Annotated in this window: 14 protein-coding genes; 3 read left to right on the top strand and 11 right to left on the bottom strand. The window is 61.2% G+C overall.

Features of this window, described 5'->3' with window-relative positions; genetic code table 11:
- Positions 1–28: 28 nt before the first annotated feature.
- From AB5Y73_RS20485 to AB5Y73_RS20475, 3 genes are read left to right on the top strand one after another with little or no spacing between them, the layout of a single operon-like run.
- On the top strand, positions 29–643 hold the full coding sequence (locus AB5Y73_RS20485) for a glutathione S-transferase family protein (protein ID WP_181497144.1): 615 nt from the start codon (positions 29–31) through the stop codon (positions 641–643).
- Positions 643–2,283 (top strand): GNAT family N-acetyltransferase, encoded by a 1,641-nt coding sequence (locus AB5Y73_RS20480; protein ID WP_181497145.1) that lies wholly within the window; start codon positions 643–645, stop codon positions 2,281–2,283. The genes AB5Y73_RS20485 and AB5Y73_RS20480 overlap by 1 nt, the downstream gene beginning before the upstream one ends.
- A gap of 6 nt (positions 2,284–2,289) precedes the next feature.
- Positions 2,290–2,829 carry a GNAT family N-acetyltransferase gene (locus AB5Y73_RS20475; RefSeq protein ID WP_118853527.1) on the top strand — a complete coding sequence of 180 codons (540 nt, stop codon included), beginning with the start codon at positions 2,290–2,292 and terminating at the stop codon, positions 2,827–2,829.
- Between the two features lie 95 nt (positions 2,830–2,924).
- Here the strand turns inward: AB5Y73_RS20475 and AB5Y73_RS20470 are convergent, their stop codons facing one another.
- The 11 genes from AB5Y73_RS20470 to AB5Y73_RS20420 all read right to left on the bottom strand — a co-directional run bounded on the left by AB5Y73_RS20470 (position 2,925) and on the right by AB5Y73_RS20420 (position 14,893).
- Positions 2,925–3,338, bottom strand: coding sequence for a hypothetical protein (locus AB5Y73_RS20470; protein ID WP_181497146.1), 414 nt, complete (start codon positions 3,336–3,338; stop codon positions 2,925–2,927).
- Positions 3,339–3,521: 183 nt separating this feature from the next.
- Positions 3,522–4,652, bottom strand: coding sequence for a cupin domain-containing protein (locus tag AB5Y73_RS20465; RefSeq protein WP_005353621.1), 1,131 nt, complete (start codon positions 4,650–4,652; stop codon positions 3,522–3,524).
- A 139-nt stretch (positions 4,653–4,791) separates the two neighbouring features.
- Positions 4,792–6,162, bottom strand: coding sequence for an adenylosuccinate lyase (purB, locus tag AB5Y73_RS20460; RefSeq protein WP_181497147.1), 1,371 nt, complete (start codon positions 6,160–6,162; stop codon positions 4,792–4,794).
- A 129-nt stretch (positions 6,163–6,291) separates the two neighbouring features.
- Entirely contained in the window at positions 6,292–6,906 is a 615-nt protein-coding gene (gene hflD / locus AB5Y73_RS20455) for a high frequency lysogenization protein HflD (RefSeq protein ID WP_005334622.1), read from the bottom strand.
- Positions 6,907–6,929: 23 nt separating this feature from the next.
- Positions 6,930–8,036 (bottom strand): tRNA 2-thiouridine(34) synthase MnmA, encoded by a 1,107-nt coding sequence (mnmA, locus tag AB5Y73_RS20450; protein ID WP_005353619.1) that lies wholly within the window; start codon positions 8,034–8,036, stop codon positions 6,930–6,932.
- 157 nt (positions 8,037–8,193) lie between these two features.
- Positions 8,194–8,685, bottom strand: a complete 492-nt coding sequence (locus AB5Y73_RS20445; RefSeq protein WP_021229916.1) for an NUDIX hydrolase — start codon at positions 8,683–8,685, stop codon at positions 8,194–8,196.
- Complete coding sequence (gene rluE / locus AB5Y73_RS20440) at positions 8,685–9,608, bottom strand: 23S rRNA pseudouridine(2457) synthase RluE (RefSeq protein WP_181497148.1); 924 nt, start codon at positions 9,606–9,608, stop codon at positions 8,685–8,687. Before rluE ends, AB5Y73_RS20445 begins: the two co-directional genes overlap by 1 nt.
- A 104-nt stretch (positions 9,609–9,712) precedes the next feature.
- Positions 9,713–10,480, bottom strand: a complete 768-nt coding sequence (locus AB5Y73_RS20435; RefSeq protein WP_181497149.1) for a PTS sugar transporter subunit IIA — start codon at positions 10,478–10,480, stop codon at positions 9,713–9,715.
- Positions 10,480–10,785: a PTS fructose transporter subunit IIB gene (locus tag AB5Y73_RS20430; protein ID WP_005334611.1), complete on the bottom strand. Its 306-nt coding sequence runs from the start codon at positions 10,783–10,785 to the stop codon at positions 10,480–10,482. The genes AB5Y73_RS20435 and AB5Y73_RS20430 overlap by 1 nt, the downstream gene beginning before the upstream one ends.
- Positions 10,786–11,004: 219 nt before the next feature.
- A complete protein-coding gene (gene uhpT / locus AB5Y73_RS20425) occupies positions 11,005–12,411 on the bottom strand; it encodes a hexose-6-phosphate:phosphate antiporter (protein WP_005334609.1) in 1,407 nt (468 codons plus the stop codon).
- 574 nt (positions 12,412–12,985) lie between these two features.
- Entirely contained in the window at positions 12,986–14,893 is a 1,908-nt protein-coding gene (locus AB5Y73_RS20420) for a fructose-specific PTS transporter subunit EIIC (RefSeq protein WP_107683695.1), read from the bottom strand.
- Between the last annotated feature and the right edge of the window lie 7 nt (positions 14,894–14,900).

Raw genomic sequence — 14,900 nt, 5'->3', positions numbered from 1 at the left:
TTCAATTCTGTTTTCACAAGGAGTGTGTATGCGTCTGTATGGTGATCTGCGTTCCGGCAACTGTTACAAGGTGTGGCTGCTGGCCCGCTGGCTGAAGCTGCCCCTTGAGTGGGTTGAGGTGGATATTCAGGCGGGGGATACCCGTACCCCCGCATTTCTGGCCAAGAACCCCAACGGCAAGATCCCGGTGCTGGAGATTGGCCAGGGCGATACGCTGGCGGAATCCAATGCCATCCTCTTCTATCTGGCGCAGGGCTCGTCTTTGTGGCCAACCGATCCGCGCCAGCAGGCCGAGGTGCTCAAATGGATGTTCTTTGAGCAGTACAGCCATGAGCCCTACATCGCGGTGGCCCGCTTTATCGTTCACTATCTCGGCCGACCCGAGTCGCAGGAGGCGCGGCTCGACGGTCTGAAAGCCGGTGGCGAGAAGGCGCTGGCGGTAATGGAGCTGCAGCTGAAACAGCGCCCCTATCTGTGCGGTGATGCGCCGACTATCGCCGATATCGCCCTTTATGCCTACACCCACGTGGCAGAGGAGGGGATCTTCTCCCTGCAGGGGTGGCCAGCTATCCGTAGCTGGATCGCCCGTATCGAAGCCCATCCCCGCCATCTGACGCTGCCAGCGGCCTGTCAGGCCAGCTGATGGAACTGCTGATCGAGGCCAGTCTGTGGCAACCGCAGTGGACTGCGCTGTTGCAGGTCTGGCAGCTGCAGGGTCATCGCTGGCTGCTGCTACTGGGCAAAGAGGCGGCCGCTGCCCTCGATCAAACCGATGCACCCTGGGCGAGCAGCCCTCCAGACGGGGTGCTCTGCCCGGGGGCCCTGCTGGCTGGCTGGCTCGATGGGGATCTGCTGACGGATTTTCATGTTGATCCCAGCCGCCAGATCCTGATCAGTGCCTCTACCTCCCTATTGACCCTCGCCAGGGAGCAGGGACTGCTCACCCTTGGCCCTGTGGGGGCCGATCTGCCGCTCACCCCCGAGGCCGATTTGGGCGCCGTGCTCAATCGCCTGCTGGCGCGCCGCGTGACGGTGCCGACCCTGGCTGAGGGGCATTCGCTATCAGGTGTCGTATTGCGACCACTGCAGGCCGACGATGAGCGCGAGATAGTGCGCTACTGCAGCGACGAGGCGCTGGCGCGCTACACCCTCAATATTCCTCACCCCTATCCGACGGAGGGGGCCCGCGACTGGCTGGCGCTCAGCTGGCGCAAGGCGGCGCTTGGCCTTGGCTGGAGCTGGGCCATCACCTTGCCAGAGGAGCAAGGTGCGGCGTTGCTTGGGGTGATCTCCCTGCACTGGAATGGCGAGCTCGCCTGGTGGGTGGGCGTGCCCTGGCAAAATCGCGGTTTGGCGACCCGGGCAGCAAGCTTGGTCAAAGCGTTCGCCCTTGACCAACTGCAACTGCCAGCGCTGACGGCTCGCCATATGCCAGACAATCTTGCCTCCGGCCGGGTGATGGCAAAAGTGGGCATGCACTATCGCGGGCGGCGCCATATCAGCGGTCGCCAGCCGTGCGAGGTGAGCTACTGGCGGCTGGATCGCCCCCTCTCCTTGCCAGCCCCTTTACTTGATGAGATTGATCATTGGCTGGCAGATGAGCGGATCGCCGTAGTGATCCTGTGTGATCCCGCAACGACCAATCGGCAGAGTACCAACGGCAAGCTGGCTATCTCGTTCTTTGTGGATGAGAGGGGCGCGGGGGAGAAGCCCTGTTTTCTGCGCTGCCCGCCGCATCTTGAGAGGTTGCTGGCGCTGCACTGTTATCCCGTCGATCTGCTGGAGCAGGCCGAACCGGAGCAGTTGTCCCATCTTGGCGGCGTCTTGCTGAAAGACAGGGATGAACAGGGGCTGGCGTGGCTGCTGCAACTGGCCGCGCTGCAGCGGCAGGGGCCAGCGCTGCTCAGCCGCGAGGAGCGCGCATCACGGCTCCACTGGTTCAACCAATTGATGGCGCAGGCGCTGGGCGGCAACGGTGACTCGTCGCAGATACGCTATCAGCAGTTACGGCTGCTGGTGGAGCTGCCGGAGCTGGTCGACGAGCTGGATGGCTGTTGGCATCAAACGCCCGAACTGACCTTTGATCGGTTGGCGCGGGAGGCTCCCGCCCTCTGGCTGGCCTACCGCGAGGCGATAAACAGGGTCACCCCGGCTACGCTAACCGCCTTGCAGCAGCAGTTTGCCGCTCGTTTTCCTGAGTGCACCCTCCCATTTTTGGACAAAGGTACTCAGAATGACCAGCCGTTGTGTGGAATAATGCCCGCTCTGCTGTACGAGGAGTAATACCTGATGTTGAGAACCGAGCGCCCCGGTGACATGCTGCCGGTCTATGAGCTGCTGAGTGCCGCCTTCGGTCGTGCCGATGAGGCCGAACTGGTCAACCGCCTGCGTGAATGTGGCGCAGCCGTGGTGACCATGGTCGAAGAGGAAGAGTACGAGTTCATGGGGCACCTGATGCTAAGCCCGATCACCATTAACGGCATGGAAGGGCCCTGGCTCGGTCTGGCGCCGGTCGCGGTTCATCCCGACTGGCAAGGCCAGGGGATTGGCTCGGATCTTATCCGTGAAGGGCTTGATACGGCGCTCGAGATGGACTGGAAAGGGGTGGTAGTACTCGGGGAGCCGGCCTATTACAGCCGTTTCGGTTTCCGCCCGGCCAGCGAGTTTGGCCTGCACTGCATCTATGAGGTGCCTGCCGACTGCTTTATGGCGATGGAGCTACAGGAGCGCGGTTTTGCGGGTGTGCAGGGTGAGGTGCTCTATCACCCCCTGTTTGATGAACTCCCCGACGAGTTGCCGGACGCGCAGGCAGAAGAGTCCCATCTATAGCGAGACGTCGCAGCGACAAGCCATAACGAAAAAGCCCTCATCGAGGGCTTTTTCAGTTTATATAGTCCCTGCCGGGCTTATTCGAGCAAATTGGCTCAGGCAATGATGTCGAGCTGGGTGCCCTTGCGATTATCTTCGCCCACCATGTCACCCATCTGCTGGGCGAGCGGGCTCTGCTGGAATTGCATGTAGTCGCTCAGATTCTGCTGGCGCTGGTAGCGATTGGCCGCCTGATAGAGTTCAGCAGTGCTCGGGCCCGACTTGCTGTCGCTCTCCTGACCGCTGGCCTCCAGGTAGCGCTCCACCACGGCTTTATCTTGCTGGTTAGCCGTATAAGAGACCGCCATGGTTCTGCGAGCCGTTGCTTTCTCTTCGCTCTGTGCCTGCAATTCATCCTTCTTGGTCAGTGCTTCGTTACGGGCCTGACTGACCTGCTCGGGTGTGACAGCGGGAGAGGAGGGGTATTTGCCGTAATCGGGCAGCGGCATGGGCCGGGAGGTGACTTGCATGGTGGCGCTTCTCTTGTGAACAGGGACGGACGCATGATACCCATCCATGTTAGCTCAATAAATCACCACTTGTCGGTTCATCAAGAGTGGGTTCAGCTTCACGCATCGATTGTTAATTGGACAGCATCTGAATGACAAAAAAGGCGCCATAAGGCGCCTTTTTATCCTTCGCTTACCGCCGGATCAGTTGAAGAACCAGTAACCACGGTTGACCAGACGGGTCAGCAGTTGCAGGAAACCGGCCTGATCGGCCAGCTCCACCATATCGGCCTGAGTGATGATGTCCTTGTCACACAAGAGGGAAATGGCTGCCGCGTCTTCGCTCTGCAGAGTCCAGGCTTCGCCGTCGATGAAGCATTGCTGGCTCTCGCCGCTGAACCAGACGGTGCGCAGACCCGGCACCTTGATGGCTGGCTCGCCCTGGGTCAGCAGGTCAGCTACCTCCTCGGCGCTATAGTCCGGCTCGACCGGATTGACGTCCAGATCGTGCTTGGCCTCGGAGATCATGGTGCCGAACCACTCCTTGAACAGGGTCTCGTCATCGAGGGCCTGTTGCATCAGCTCGCGCAGACGGTGCAGCTCGTGGGGCTGGATCTCGCCGTGACGGGCACGGGGTTTGAGGTCGGCATCGCCGTAACGCTCGGTACGCACCTCGTTGTCGATCAGGTGATCGGCAAAGGAGGAGATAAGCGCCTTGGCGTCCGGCGCGCGGAAGCCCACCGAGAAGTTCATGGAGGGCTCGATGGCGTAGCCTTCGTGGGGGAATCCGGGCGGAATGTAGAGGATGTCACCCGGCTCCATGATGACGTCGATGATCGCCTCGAACGGCTCGCAGTGCAGCAGGGCGGCGTGGGCGGCAAACTCGTTGAGCGGCTTGGCATCGCCAACCCGCCAGTGGCGTTTGCCCAGCCCCTGGGTGATGAACACATCGTAGTTGTCGATGTGGGGGCCGACACCCGCATGGGGGGTGGAGAAGCTCACCATCACATCGTCAAAGCGCCAGCCCGGGATGAACTGGAACGGCACCGCCAGCTCGTTCACCTCGGGAGCCCAGTGGTTGCAAGCCTGTACCAGAATGGTCCAGTTCTCTTCGCCCAGATGGTCGTAGGATTCGAAGGGGCCGTGGGCGGCATCCCACTTGCCGTCGAAACGGGTGACGAGGCGGGACTCGACCACCTCTTCCATGGCCAGACCCGCCAGTTCATCCGGGCTGATGGGATCCTGAAAGTCCTTGAAGCCACCCTTGATAAGGAGCGGGCGCTTCTGCCAGTAGTGCTCGAGGAAGTGAGCGATATCCAGATTGAGTTCGTACATGCTGTTTCTCGTGTCTCGCAAAGAGGTTTTGCCCAAGGCAGGCTTGGGAAAAGCCACTCGGGATCCTGCCGTGGCAGGGAAAATAACAGGGGCCCTGTGGCATATCGTGCACAGGGCCCCTTCGTCACTGCCGGTTGGCTTACTTCAGCAGATCGACCAGACGCTGGGCGTCGCCGATATAGTTGGCCGGGGTCAGCTTTTTCAGCTCGACCTTGACCGCTTCCGGCAACTCCAGAGTGTCGATAAAGGTACGCATCCCTTCGGCATCGACGCGGCGGCCACGGGTCAGCTCCTTGAGCTTCTCGTAAGGCTTCTCGATACCGTAGCGGCGCATCACGGTCTGGATCGGCTCGGCCAGCACTTCCCAGTTGGCATCCAGATCGGCGGCCATGGCGGCGTCGTTTGCTTCCAGCTTGGAGATACCCTTGAGGGTCGCCTGATAGGCAATCAGGGAGTAACCCACCGCCACACCCAGGTTGCGCAGCACGGTAGAGTCGGTCAGATCACGCTGCCAGCGGGAGATGGGCAGCTTGCTCGCCAGATGCTGGAACACGGCGTTGGCCAGACCCAGATTGCCTTCGGAGTTCTCGAAGTCGATGGGGTTGACCTTGTGCGGCATGGTGGAGGAGCCGATTTCCCCCGCGATGGTGCGCTGCTTGAAGTGGCCCAGGGAGATGTAACCCCACACATCGCGGTCGAAGTCGATCAGGATGGTGTTGAAGCGGGCCATGGCGTCGAACAGCTCGGCGATGTAGTCGTGCGGCTCGATCTGGGTGGTGTAGGGGTTCCAGGTCAGGCCCAAGGAGGTAACAAACTCCTCGGAGAACTGGTGCCAGTCCACATCCGGGTAGGCGCTGAGGTGGGCGTTGTAGTTGCCGACCGCACCGTTGATCTTGCCGAGGATCTCCACCGCCATGATCTGCTTGAACTGGCGCTCAAGACGATAGGCGACGTTGGCCATCTCCTTGCCCATGGTGCTCGGGGTGGCAGGCTGACCGTGGGTGCGGGAGAGCAGCGGCATGTCACGATACTCGTGAGCCAGACGCTTGAGCTCGCTGATCAGCTTTTCGCAATAAGGCTTGATGACCTCTTCGCGGGCAGTTTTCAGCATCAGACCGTGGGAGTTGTTGTTGATGTCTTCCGAGGTACAGGCGAAGTGGATGAACTCGCTGACAGCCGCCAGCTCCGGGTTCACTTCGACTTTCTCTTTGAGGAAGTACTCCACCGCTTTCACATCATGGTTGGTGGTGCGCTCGATCTGTTTGATGCGGGCGGCGTCACTCTCGTTGAAGTTGCTGACGATGCCGGCGAGCAGGGCGTTGGCGGCCGCGCTCAGGGCAGGGACTTCCGGGATCCCGGCGTGGCTGGCCAGTTTCTGCAACCAGCGAACCTCGACTTCAACGCGAAAACGCAGCAGGCCGAATTCGGAGAAGATAGGGCGCAGGGCATCGGCCTTGTCGCCATAACGACCGTCAATCGGGGAAACAGCAGTCAGCGCGGACAGCTCCATGGGGTGAACTCCTGATGATTTGTGTGGGGGATCCGTATCCACTCGCGCGTGGGGCTGAGTCGTCGTCAGGGCGGATGTGCGGCTGTTCACCCTGATGTTGACCTCGGTTGCCCGCGCGCGAGCCGATGATTAGTAACGTTTGGCCAGTTCCACCATCTTCTTGCGAGCGAAGATGATCTGGGTGCGGCTGCCACCGAGCTGACGCCACAGCACGCAGGCACGAATGCCAGCCAGCAGCAGGGCGCGCACTTTGTGCTGCACCAGCGGTTGCTGCAGGAACAGCGGGGTGCCTGCCACCTGAATGCGCGGCCCGATGGGGCTGATAAGATCGCTGTAGATGCTCGCCATGTTGGCCAAAATCTGCTCGTCGAGCAGATCGAAGTGCTGTTGCTGGCGACCAATCTGGCTGATCCGCTCACCCAGCATATTGAGAATGTCCTTGCGCTTGGCCAGCTTGCGCTCCAGTGCAATCAGGCTCACCACGTAGCGGGTCAGCTCGGCATTCTTCTGGCTGCCGTCGGCACCCAGCTGCTCGACCAGCGCACGGTAGCCGTCGCGTATGGCCAGATGGGTGTTGTTGAACACCTCGAGCGGCTGGCTCGGGTTGGTCACCAGAATGCTGGAGAGGCTCTCGCGCAGGGCCGCCTCGTCACAGCTGCCGTCTCGGGCCACCTTCTGCACCAGATACGCGGCCTGGCAGATGCCGGCAAAGGCCATTGTTCTGTCTTGGAATTTATCGCTCACGTCTGCTGCCTTCTGTTAAGGATTCAAACCGGATGGCTGAAACGTTGTTCGATGATGCCGCCGCCCAGACACACTTCCCCGTCGTAGAAGACGGCGGACTGGCCCGGGGTCACCGCAGCCTGTTTCTCGTCGAAGATGACCCGGATGGTCTCGTCGTCGATGGGCTGGATCAGGCAGGGGATATCCTGCTGGCGGTAGCGGGTCTTGACGGTGCAGCGACGCGGCTCGCGAATGGGGGTGCGATCTACCCAGTGCAGCTGGCTGGCAATCAAACCATCGGAGTAGAGGCGCGGATGCTCGCCCTGCGCCACCACCAGCACGTTGCGTTCGACCTCTTTGTCGACCACATACCAGGCCTCTTCGGTGGCATCTTTACGACCACCGATACCGAGCCCCTTGCGCTGGCCCAGAGTGTGATACATCAGACCCTGATGCTCACCGATCACCTTGCCATCCACGGTCTCGATTTTACCGGGCTGGGCGGGCAGGAACTTGGCTAGGAAGTCCTTGAACTTGCGCTCGCCGATAAAGCAGATACCGGTGGAGTCTTTCTTTTTGGCGGTGATGAGATCCAGCTGCTCGGCGATGCGGCGCACCTCGGGCTTCTCCAGATCGCCAACCGGGAACAGGCTCTGACCCACTTGCTTTTCGCTCAGGGTATAGAGGAAGTAGCTCTGATCCTTGTTGGTATCGAGACCGCGCAGCAGGCGCGGGCGGCCGGTGCTGTCGTCACGGCGCACATAGTGGCCGGTGGCGATGTAGGTGGCACCCAGCTCTTCGGCGGCAAATTCGAGGAACGCCTTGAACTTGATCTCCTTGTTGCAAAGGATATCGGGGTTTGGCGTGCGGCCAGCCTTGTACTCTTCGAGGAAGTGCTCGAACACATTGTCCCAGTACTCGGCCGCGAAGTTGATGGTGTGGAGTTTCATCCCCAGCTTGTCGCAGACGGCCTTGGCATCAGCCAAATCCTGGGCGGCAGAGCAGTACTCGTCCGTGTCGTCTTCTTCCCAGTTCTTCATGAACAAGCCTTCGACCTGATAGCCCTGCTGCTGGAGCAGGTAGGCCGAGACGGAAGAATCCACGCCGCCGGACATGCCGACGATCACCTTGATTTGGCTGTTGTCTGTCATTAGTCGAAGTTACCAGTTCGTTTAAACGGGGCGTATTCTACCAGAGTTTTGCGCCCCCGGTCACATATCCATGCCGCAGTTCCCATCAGGAGCCTGATAGCAGGAAATCGTTTTTCTGTTGTTGGCCTTTGTCACCGAAAAAGAGTGTCAAATGGCCTCAGATAAAGGCCTTGAGGGCCGAGAGTGGCAGCCGTGTCCCCGCCAGATAATCCTGAATGCACTGCCACACCAGGGGGCTGCGCAGGGCCGGTTTGCATTCCGCTATTTCTTCAAGAGTGAGCCAGTGGCAAGCCAGCACATCGCCGTCAGGATCCTCTGGATGGTGCTGACCCGGCGCTTTTTCAAGGTCGAAGATGATGGCGGTGCGCACATAGGTGGCCTCGCTGTCGGCCGGTTTGAACAGATAGGTACCAAGCCAGGCGGTCGGCGTGGCGGTCAGACCCGTCTCCTCTTTGAGCTCGCGGCAGGCCGCTTCAAGCAGGTTTTCCCCCGGCTCCACATGGCCGGCGGGCTGGTTGAAGCGGCGCTGGCCTTTTATCTCCTCTTCCACCACCAGAAAGCGCCCCTGCCACTGCACCAGGGCGGCGACTGTCAGGCGCGCCTCCATGCGGGCGTGGCTGGTGGCCGATTGCTCTGCCTGATTGCTCATTATGACTCCTTGTCGTTGCTATTGGGATTGCCCGCACGGGCCGGTCGGCGTGCCGTTCCTCGCCCGCTGCTGCGGGGTTTGCCGCCGGTCGGGTTCGTGGCTGCGCGCTCGGTTGGGTGAGTGCTGCGGGGGCGTTCGTCCCGTCTCGGCTGGCTGGGCCGCCGTGGTGCCTCCCCTGCCGGTTTGGCCGGTTTGGCGGTATGAGCGCCTGAACGGGATGAGGAGGGACGCGGGCGGCTGCTGGAGCTCGGCACCAGCTCGGGGGCGGGCAGGCTGCGGCTCTCGCCGGGGGCCAGACCATCCAGGGTCCAGTCGCCGATGGCGTAGCGAATAAGGCGCAGGGTGGGGTGGCCGATATGGGCGGTCATCCGCCGCACCTGCCGGTTGCGTCCCTCGATGATCTTGATCTCCAGCCAGCTGGTGGGGATCTCCTTGCGTTCGCGGATCGGCGGATTGCGCGGCCACACCGCAGGTTCATCCATGATGCGCGCCCCGGCGGGCAGGGTCATGCCGTCATTGAGCTCCACACCGGCGCGCAGGGCGGCCAGTTGCTCCTCGCTCGGAATACCTTCCACCTGCACCCAGTAGGTCTTGGGGGTCTTCTCCCCCGGCTGGGTGAGGCGCGCCTGCAGCTTGCCATCGTTGGTGAGCAGCAACAGTCCCTCGCTGTCGCGATCGAGCCGGCCTGCGGCGTAGATGCCGGGCTCTTTGATGTAATCCTTGAGAGTCTCGCGGCCCGCCTCGTCGGTGAATTGGCAGAGCACCATGTAGGGCTTGTTCAGCAGGATCAATTTGCGATCCGCTGGGGCCAGCTCCGGTTTGCGGGGGGAAACATGGCGGGGGGCTGCTGGTTTGGCTGCCGAGCGCGGGGCGTTATCGCGCGGTGCACGGCTGACAGAGAGACGGGAGCGGGGAGATTTCATCGGATACACACTTCAGACAGACGATGGCAGCGAGTGTACCACAGGGTGCTGAGGGCAGGATGAATGGCTGGCGTTACAGCAAGCAGCGCCCAGAGCCAATTCGCCTAGCTCAGCATGCTCTCGATCACGATAGCCTGACGGGCGGGGGTCGAGCCTGCCTGCAACAGAGCGTGGCTGACCACATCGTCGATCATCGCCTGCGCCAGTCGGGTGAGGGGGCGCAGGGTCTCCCGCCCGCAGCCGGTCGGCACCGCCAGCAGAATAATGGTCTGCACCGGCCCGATTTGAGAACCCCACTCGATGGGCTTCTTGCAGCTAAGCAGGGCCAGCGCTGGCTGGCTGATCCCTTCGCTCAATACATGAGGCATGGCAAGGCCGGGGCGGATGATGGTGGCCGAGACCTGCTCGCGCCGCTCTACCGCAGCGGTCAGTGTGGTGCGGTCGGTGACCAGCTCGGCGGGCAGCAGATCGATCAGATGCTCGAGGGCCTTGGCCTTGGTCAGCGGTTCGGGGCTGTAGGCCAGCTGGCGCAGGGCAAAATGGTAGTCGGGCAGGGCGTTGGCCAGTCGCAACTCCGCCAGCGCGGCGGTGCGCGGGCGCACCAGCGGTTGACCCAGTTCCCCGCACCAGCAGGTGAAGGCCATGTGGGCGAGCTCGGCATCGCACCCTTCAATCTGCAACTGGCAGAGATCGCCGGGCTGGGTGGCGAGGGTGAGCAGGGAGAGCTGGTTGCTGGCGGCAACGGTCTGGCGCCGGGTGAGGTTGGCGCAGCGGATGGTGGATTTGAACATCCCCGCCAGCCGGTTCAACTGCTTGGCCTGGGTGATGCTCAACCCCTGCTGGCAGTAGAAGGTGATTTCGCGGGTCAGCATCAGGCCGGGATCGGCAGGGCCTTGAGTACGGCGTTGGCATCCAGCAGCACGGTTTCCAGTCTCACCTGATGGATGGTGCAGCCGAGGAAGCGCTCTTTCTGCTCAATCTCGATATCGGAAGCAATCAACACCAGGTCGGCGCTGGCAATATCGCGGGCGGTCAGCATGTTCTCCATGCCCATGGCGCCCTGAGTCTCGACCTTGATCTTGAGTCCCAGCCCAGTGGCGGCTTTTTGCAGGGCATCGGCAGCCATATAGGTATGGGCAATACCGGTCGGGCAAGCTGTGACGGCGACGATCTTCATCTGCTCTCTGTGATGCTGACAAGGGGGAGCAACAAGATAGCGCCAGTGGGGGGCTTTTACCAAAAGCGCATATGAAAAGTGGGATCTTGATGGGGATATGTCTGCCCCTTGAACGGCAGTGCAGGCTCATGCCGGGCTAGTCGGGTGTCTGGTTGCTCTAAACAGCAAGGGCCACCCCTGTGGGTGGCCCTGAACAATCTGCGTCTGTTGTTATGGCTATCAGGCGGTCTGGGCAGCCAGTTCGGCGGCTTTCAGTTCGCGCTTGATGCGGCGGATCTTGCGCTCTTCGGCGACCGCGACACAGCCCATCAGCACCAGACAGGCGGCTGCTGCGATATCCAGCGCCGCGAAGGTGCCGGTCCAGCCGGTCAGACCGAAGATGGGGGTGCCATCGGCGATCATGCCCAGACCCAGTTTGGCGAAGCTGTCACCGATGAGGTAAGCGAAGGTCCCCTTGACGCCATCGGCCACGCTGATGCCCTGCTTGGGGACGAAGCCCACGGCGGCGACGCCGATCAGCAGTTGCGGGCCAAACACCAGGAAGCCCAGGGTGAACAGGGAGCCCAGGAACATAAACTGGGTGGTCGCATGCTGGTAGAGACCCAGGGTGGCGATGATCAGCGCCAGTGCCACGCAGGCAACCAGACCACGACGACCATTGGCCAGATCGGAGAGGTAACCCCACATCAGGGTGCCGACCAGTGCGCCCACTTCGAAGAAGGTAAAGCCCTGAATGGCCACGTCTTTGGAGAAGCCCAGCTCCTGGTGGGCATAGACGGTGGACCACTGGTCGATACCGATACGCACCACGTAGAGGAAGATGTTGGCAAAGCAGAGCAGCCAGATCACCTTGTTGAGCAGCACGTACTTCACGAAGATCTGCCACTTGGTCAGCTTCTGCTCTTCGGTAGCGATATCCTCTTCGCTCGCCACTTCGTCAAACAGCTCTTCCACCTTGCCAAGGCCATAGGCTTCCGGCGAATCGCTACCAAAGCGCAGGCCGATAAAACCGACGATCAGCGCGATGATGGAGGGGAAGATAAACATGCCGAGCACGTTGCCATCGAACAGGTAGTTGGCACCGAACAGCGCCACACCGGCCGCACCGGCACCGCCCACGTTGTGGGAGAGGTTCCACATGCCCAGATAGGTGCCGCGCTTGTTGCGAGGGGTCCACTTGGTGATGGTGGAGTAGCTGCACGAACCGCCACAGCTCTGGAAGAAACCGCTCAGGGCATAGAAGAAGATCATGAAGTAGAGGCTGAAACCGGTGCCGCCCATGCTGGCACTGAAGCCCAGCATGCAGAGCGCGGAGAGGATCAGCATCAGCGGCAGGAACTGCTTGGTGTTCTTGCCATCGGCGTAGTAGGAGACGATGGTCTTGCCCACCCCGTAGGTGATGGAGAAGCCAAGGCCGATCATGCCAAGCTCGGTCATGGAGAGACCGTACTCCTGGATCATGTCATTTTGCGCAATGTTGAAGTTCTTGCGGATCAGATACATGGTCAAATAGCCAATAAATACAACCAGATAAGATTGCATAAACGGCTTGAACCAGAGCTTGCGCCGGGCTTCGACCGGCAGGTCCAGGGTGGGGACCCTGACCTGTTGGAGCAATTTCAACATCTTCGTTCATCCTCTGCGAGATAGACGGTATTTCCGCCGCGCCCCTCATTTGTAGATAGGTTGTTCGAGGTCACGCCACGGAAGGGAGAACGGAACGTCGGGGCTGTCAGCCGTTGCTGCGCTCGACGCTCCATCCATATAAACCCGGGCCCGGCACGGGATGACGGGGCGCATTGCCCGTCGCGGTGCGGGTCACGACATCAGGTGAGGTGACTCTAATAAGAGGGGCAAAAAATGGCTTGAGAGCCATCCCTAGTGGGGATAGGAAATTTTCCTAGTTTTTGCGCTTTCGCGGACAAAGCGTGAGAAACATCACACCGCTGACGCCAGATTGCTGTCATTTCAGCCAGTTTGGCGCTCTGTGTGAGGTCAGGGCTGGTGGGATGGATAGGCCAGAAGGGAGCCAGGTAAAGGCAAGGGGAGAGGTGAAGGGATAGATGAGGAAGAGGGCTGATTGACCACCAATTCTCAGGTGGCGATATTGGGGAAAGGCCCGCCTGCCATCCCAAAAACAAGAGGCCACCCCGTGGGGTGGCCTCTTTTAAGCTCTACGAGCCGTCATGGCGAGGGGAACTCAGGCCGCCTTGGCCAGGGTTACCTCATCACTCTTTTTGACCCGCAGTTTTTTCAGGGCAACCGCCACCACGCCGGTGACGATGGCACCGCAGATCATGCAGAGCAGGGCCAGCAGCGGTTTGTTGACCGCACCCAGCAGGGCCACGATGGGGCCACCGTGGGCGACGCTGTTGGTAATGCCAAACAGGAAGGCCATCACAGCGGCGGTCATGCTGCCCAGAATGTTGGCCGGGATAACGGCCAGCGGGTCACGGGCGGCGAACGGAATCGCCCCTTCGGAGATACCCACCAGACCCATGGCACCGGCGGCTTTGCCCGCTTCGATTTCAGAGGCATCGAAGATTCCCAGCTTGCGACCGAGCACGGTCGCCAGCGACATGCCAAGGGGCGCGGCCGGGATGGCGCAGGCCATGGCACCCATGAACTGGGTCTGACCGGAGGCGATCATGCCGACGGAGAAGAGGAAGGCCACCTTGTTGACCGGGCCACCCATATCAAAGCCCGCCATACCACCCAGCACGATACCCAGCAGCACCAGACTGCCGCCACTCATGGAGAGCAGCATGGCGTTGAGGCCAGTCATCATGTCGGCAATGGGAGCGCCGATGATGAAGATGAATACCGCAGCGATAAAGAGCGAACCGACGATGGGGGCGATCAGGATCGGCACCAGCGGTTGCACCATCTTGTGGTACTGACGGGTCGCAATCCAGCGCACCAGATAGCCGACCAGCAGGCCCGCGATGATGGCACCGATAAAGCCGGTTCCGGCGTCAGCGCCGTAGAAGCTGCCGTTGTTGGCGATCCAGCCGCCGATAAAGCCCGGTGCCAGCGCCGGACGATCACCGATGGCGTAGGCGATATAGCCCGCCAGGATCGGGATCATCAGGGTGAAGGCGGCCACGCCCACGTTGAGGATCTGGTTCCACATGCTCCCTTCCGGGATCTGCATGCCGCTCGGGGTCGGATTGCCGCCGATGGCCAGTGCCAGCGCAATCAACAGACCGCCGGTCACCACGAACGGGATCATGTGCGATACACCGTTCATCAGGTAGCGATAGAGATCGGAACTACCACCTGCGCTCTTCTCTTCACCTTTTTTATCTTCTTTGCCAGCCACATAGGCGGGGGCTTTCAGGGCCTGCTCGATCAGACCCTTGCCATCCTTGATGGGGGCCTTGACGCCGGTCTTGATGAGGGGCTTGCCGTTGAAGCGGGCCATATCCACCTGCTTGTCGCAGGCAACCACGATGGCGGCGGCGCGGGCGATCTCGTCCGCGGTCGGGCTGTTCTTGACGCCGATGGAGCCGTTGGTCTCCACCTTCACCTCATAACCGAGCTCCCTAGCGGCACGCTCCAGCGACTCGGCCGCCAGATAGGTGTGGGCGATACCGGCCGGGCAGCCGGTGACACCGATGATAAAGCCTTTGCTGGTGGTAGGGGCCGCGCTCTGCTCCTCTTTCTTGGCCAGCAGCAGCGCCAGCGCATCGGCCGGGGTGTTGGCCGCCAGCAGTTTGGCGATAAAGCCCTCTTCGATCAGCTTGCCGGAGAGCTCGGCCAGCACCTCGATATGGTGGTTGGCTCCGCCATCGGGGGAGGCGATCATAAAGAAAATGTGAGACGGCTTGCCATCTTCGGCGCCGTACTCGATGCCGTTGCGGCTGATGCCGATGGCGACCGCCGGGTTGCATACCGCCGCACTCTTGGCGTGGGGCAGGGCCACGCCCTCTTCAAAGCCGGTGTTGCCCAGCTCTTCGCGGGCCCACAGATCCTTGATAAAGGCCTGCTCGTCGCTGACCTTGCCTTGCGACGCCAGCAGGCGGGCCATCTCGGTGAAGACCTCTTCCTTACGCGTCGCTTTCAAATCGAGGTTGATCAGATGTTCATTGATCAAGGTGGTGATCATGGCGCTC

It is taken from the genome of Aeromonas sp. s7(2024), assembly GCF_040907825.1.
GTDB lineage: Bacteria > Pseudomonadota > Gammaproteobacteria > Enterobacterales > Aeromonadaceae > Aeromonas > Aeromonas veronii.
Note: the sequence above shows the minus strand (reverse complement) of the source record. Positions and strands in the feature narration are given on the sequence as shown.

Bases quoted from the DNA above. Each gene is read 5' to 3' on its own strand.
- AB5Y73_RS20485 (WP_181497144.1), top strand. From the start codon at position 29: ATGCGTCTGTATGGTGATCTGCGTTCCGGCAACTGTTACAAGGTGTGG.
- AB5Y73_RS20480 (WP_181497145.1), top strand. From the start codon at position 643: ATGGAACTGCTGATCGAGGCCAGTCTGTGGCAACCGCAGTGGACTGCG.
- AB5Y73_RS20475 (WP_118853527.1), top strand. From the start codon at position 2,290: ATGTTGAGAACCGAGCGCCCCGGTGACATGCTGCCGGTCTATGAGCTG.
- AB5Y73_RS20470 (WP_181497146.1), bottom strand. From the start codon at position 3,338: ATGCAAGTCACCTCCCGGCCCATGCCGCTGCCCGATTACGGCAAATAC.
- AB5Y73_RS20465 (WP_005353621.1), bottom strand. From the start codon at position 4,652: ATGTACGAACTCAATCTGGATATCGCTCACTTCCTCGAGCACTACTGG.
- purB (WP_181497147.1), bottom strand. From the start codon at position 6,162: ATGGAGCTGTCCGCGCTGACTGCTGTTTCCCCGATTGACGGTCGTTAT.
- mnmA (WP_005353619.1), bottom strand. From the start codon at position 8,036: ATGACAGACAACAGCCAAATCAAGGTGATCGTCGGCATGTCCGGCGGC.
- AB5Y73_RS20445 (WP_021229916.1), bottom strand. From the start codon at position 8,685: ATGAGCAATCAGGCAGAGCAATCGGCCACCAGCCACGCCCGCATGGAG.
- rluE (WP_181497148.1), bottom strand. From the start codon at position 9,608: ATGAAATCTCCCCGCTCCCGTCTCTCTGTCAGCCGTGCACCGCGCGAT.
- AB5Y73_RS20435 (WP_181497149.1), bottom strand. From the start codon at position 10,480: ATGCTGACCCGCGAAATCACCTTCTACTGCCAGCAGGGGTTGAGCATC.
- AB5Y73_RS20430 (WP_005334611.1), bottom strand. From the start codon at position 10,785: ATGAAGATCGTCGCCGTCACAGCTTGCCCGACCGGTATTGCCCATACC.
- uhpT (WP_005334609.1), bottom strand. From the start codon at position 12,411: ATGTTGAAATTGCTCCAACAGGTCAGGGTCCCCACCCTGGACCTGCCG.
- AB5Y73_RS20420 (WP_107683695.1), bottom strand. From the start codon at position 14,893: ATGATCACCACCTTGATCAATGAACATCTGATCAACCTCGATTTGAAA.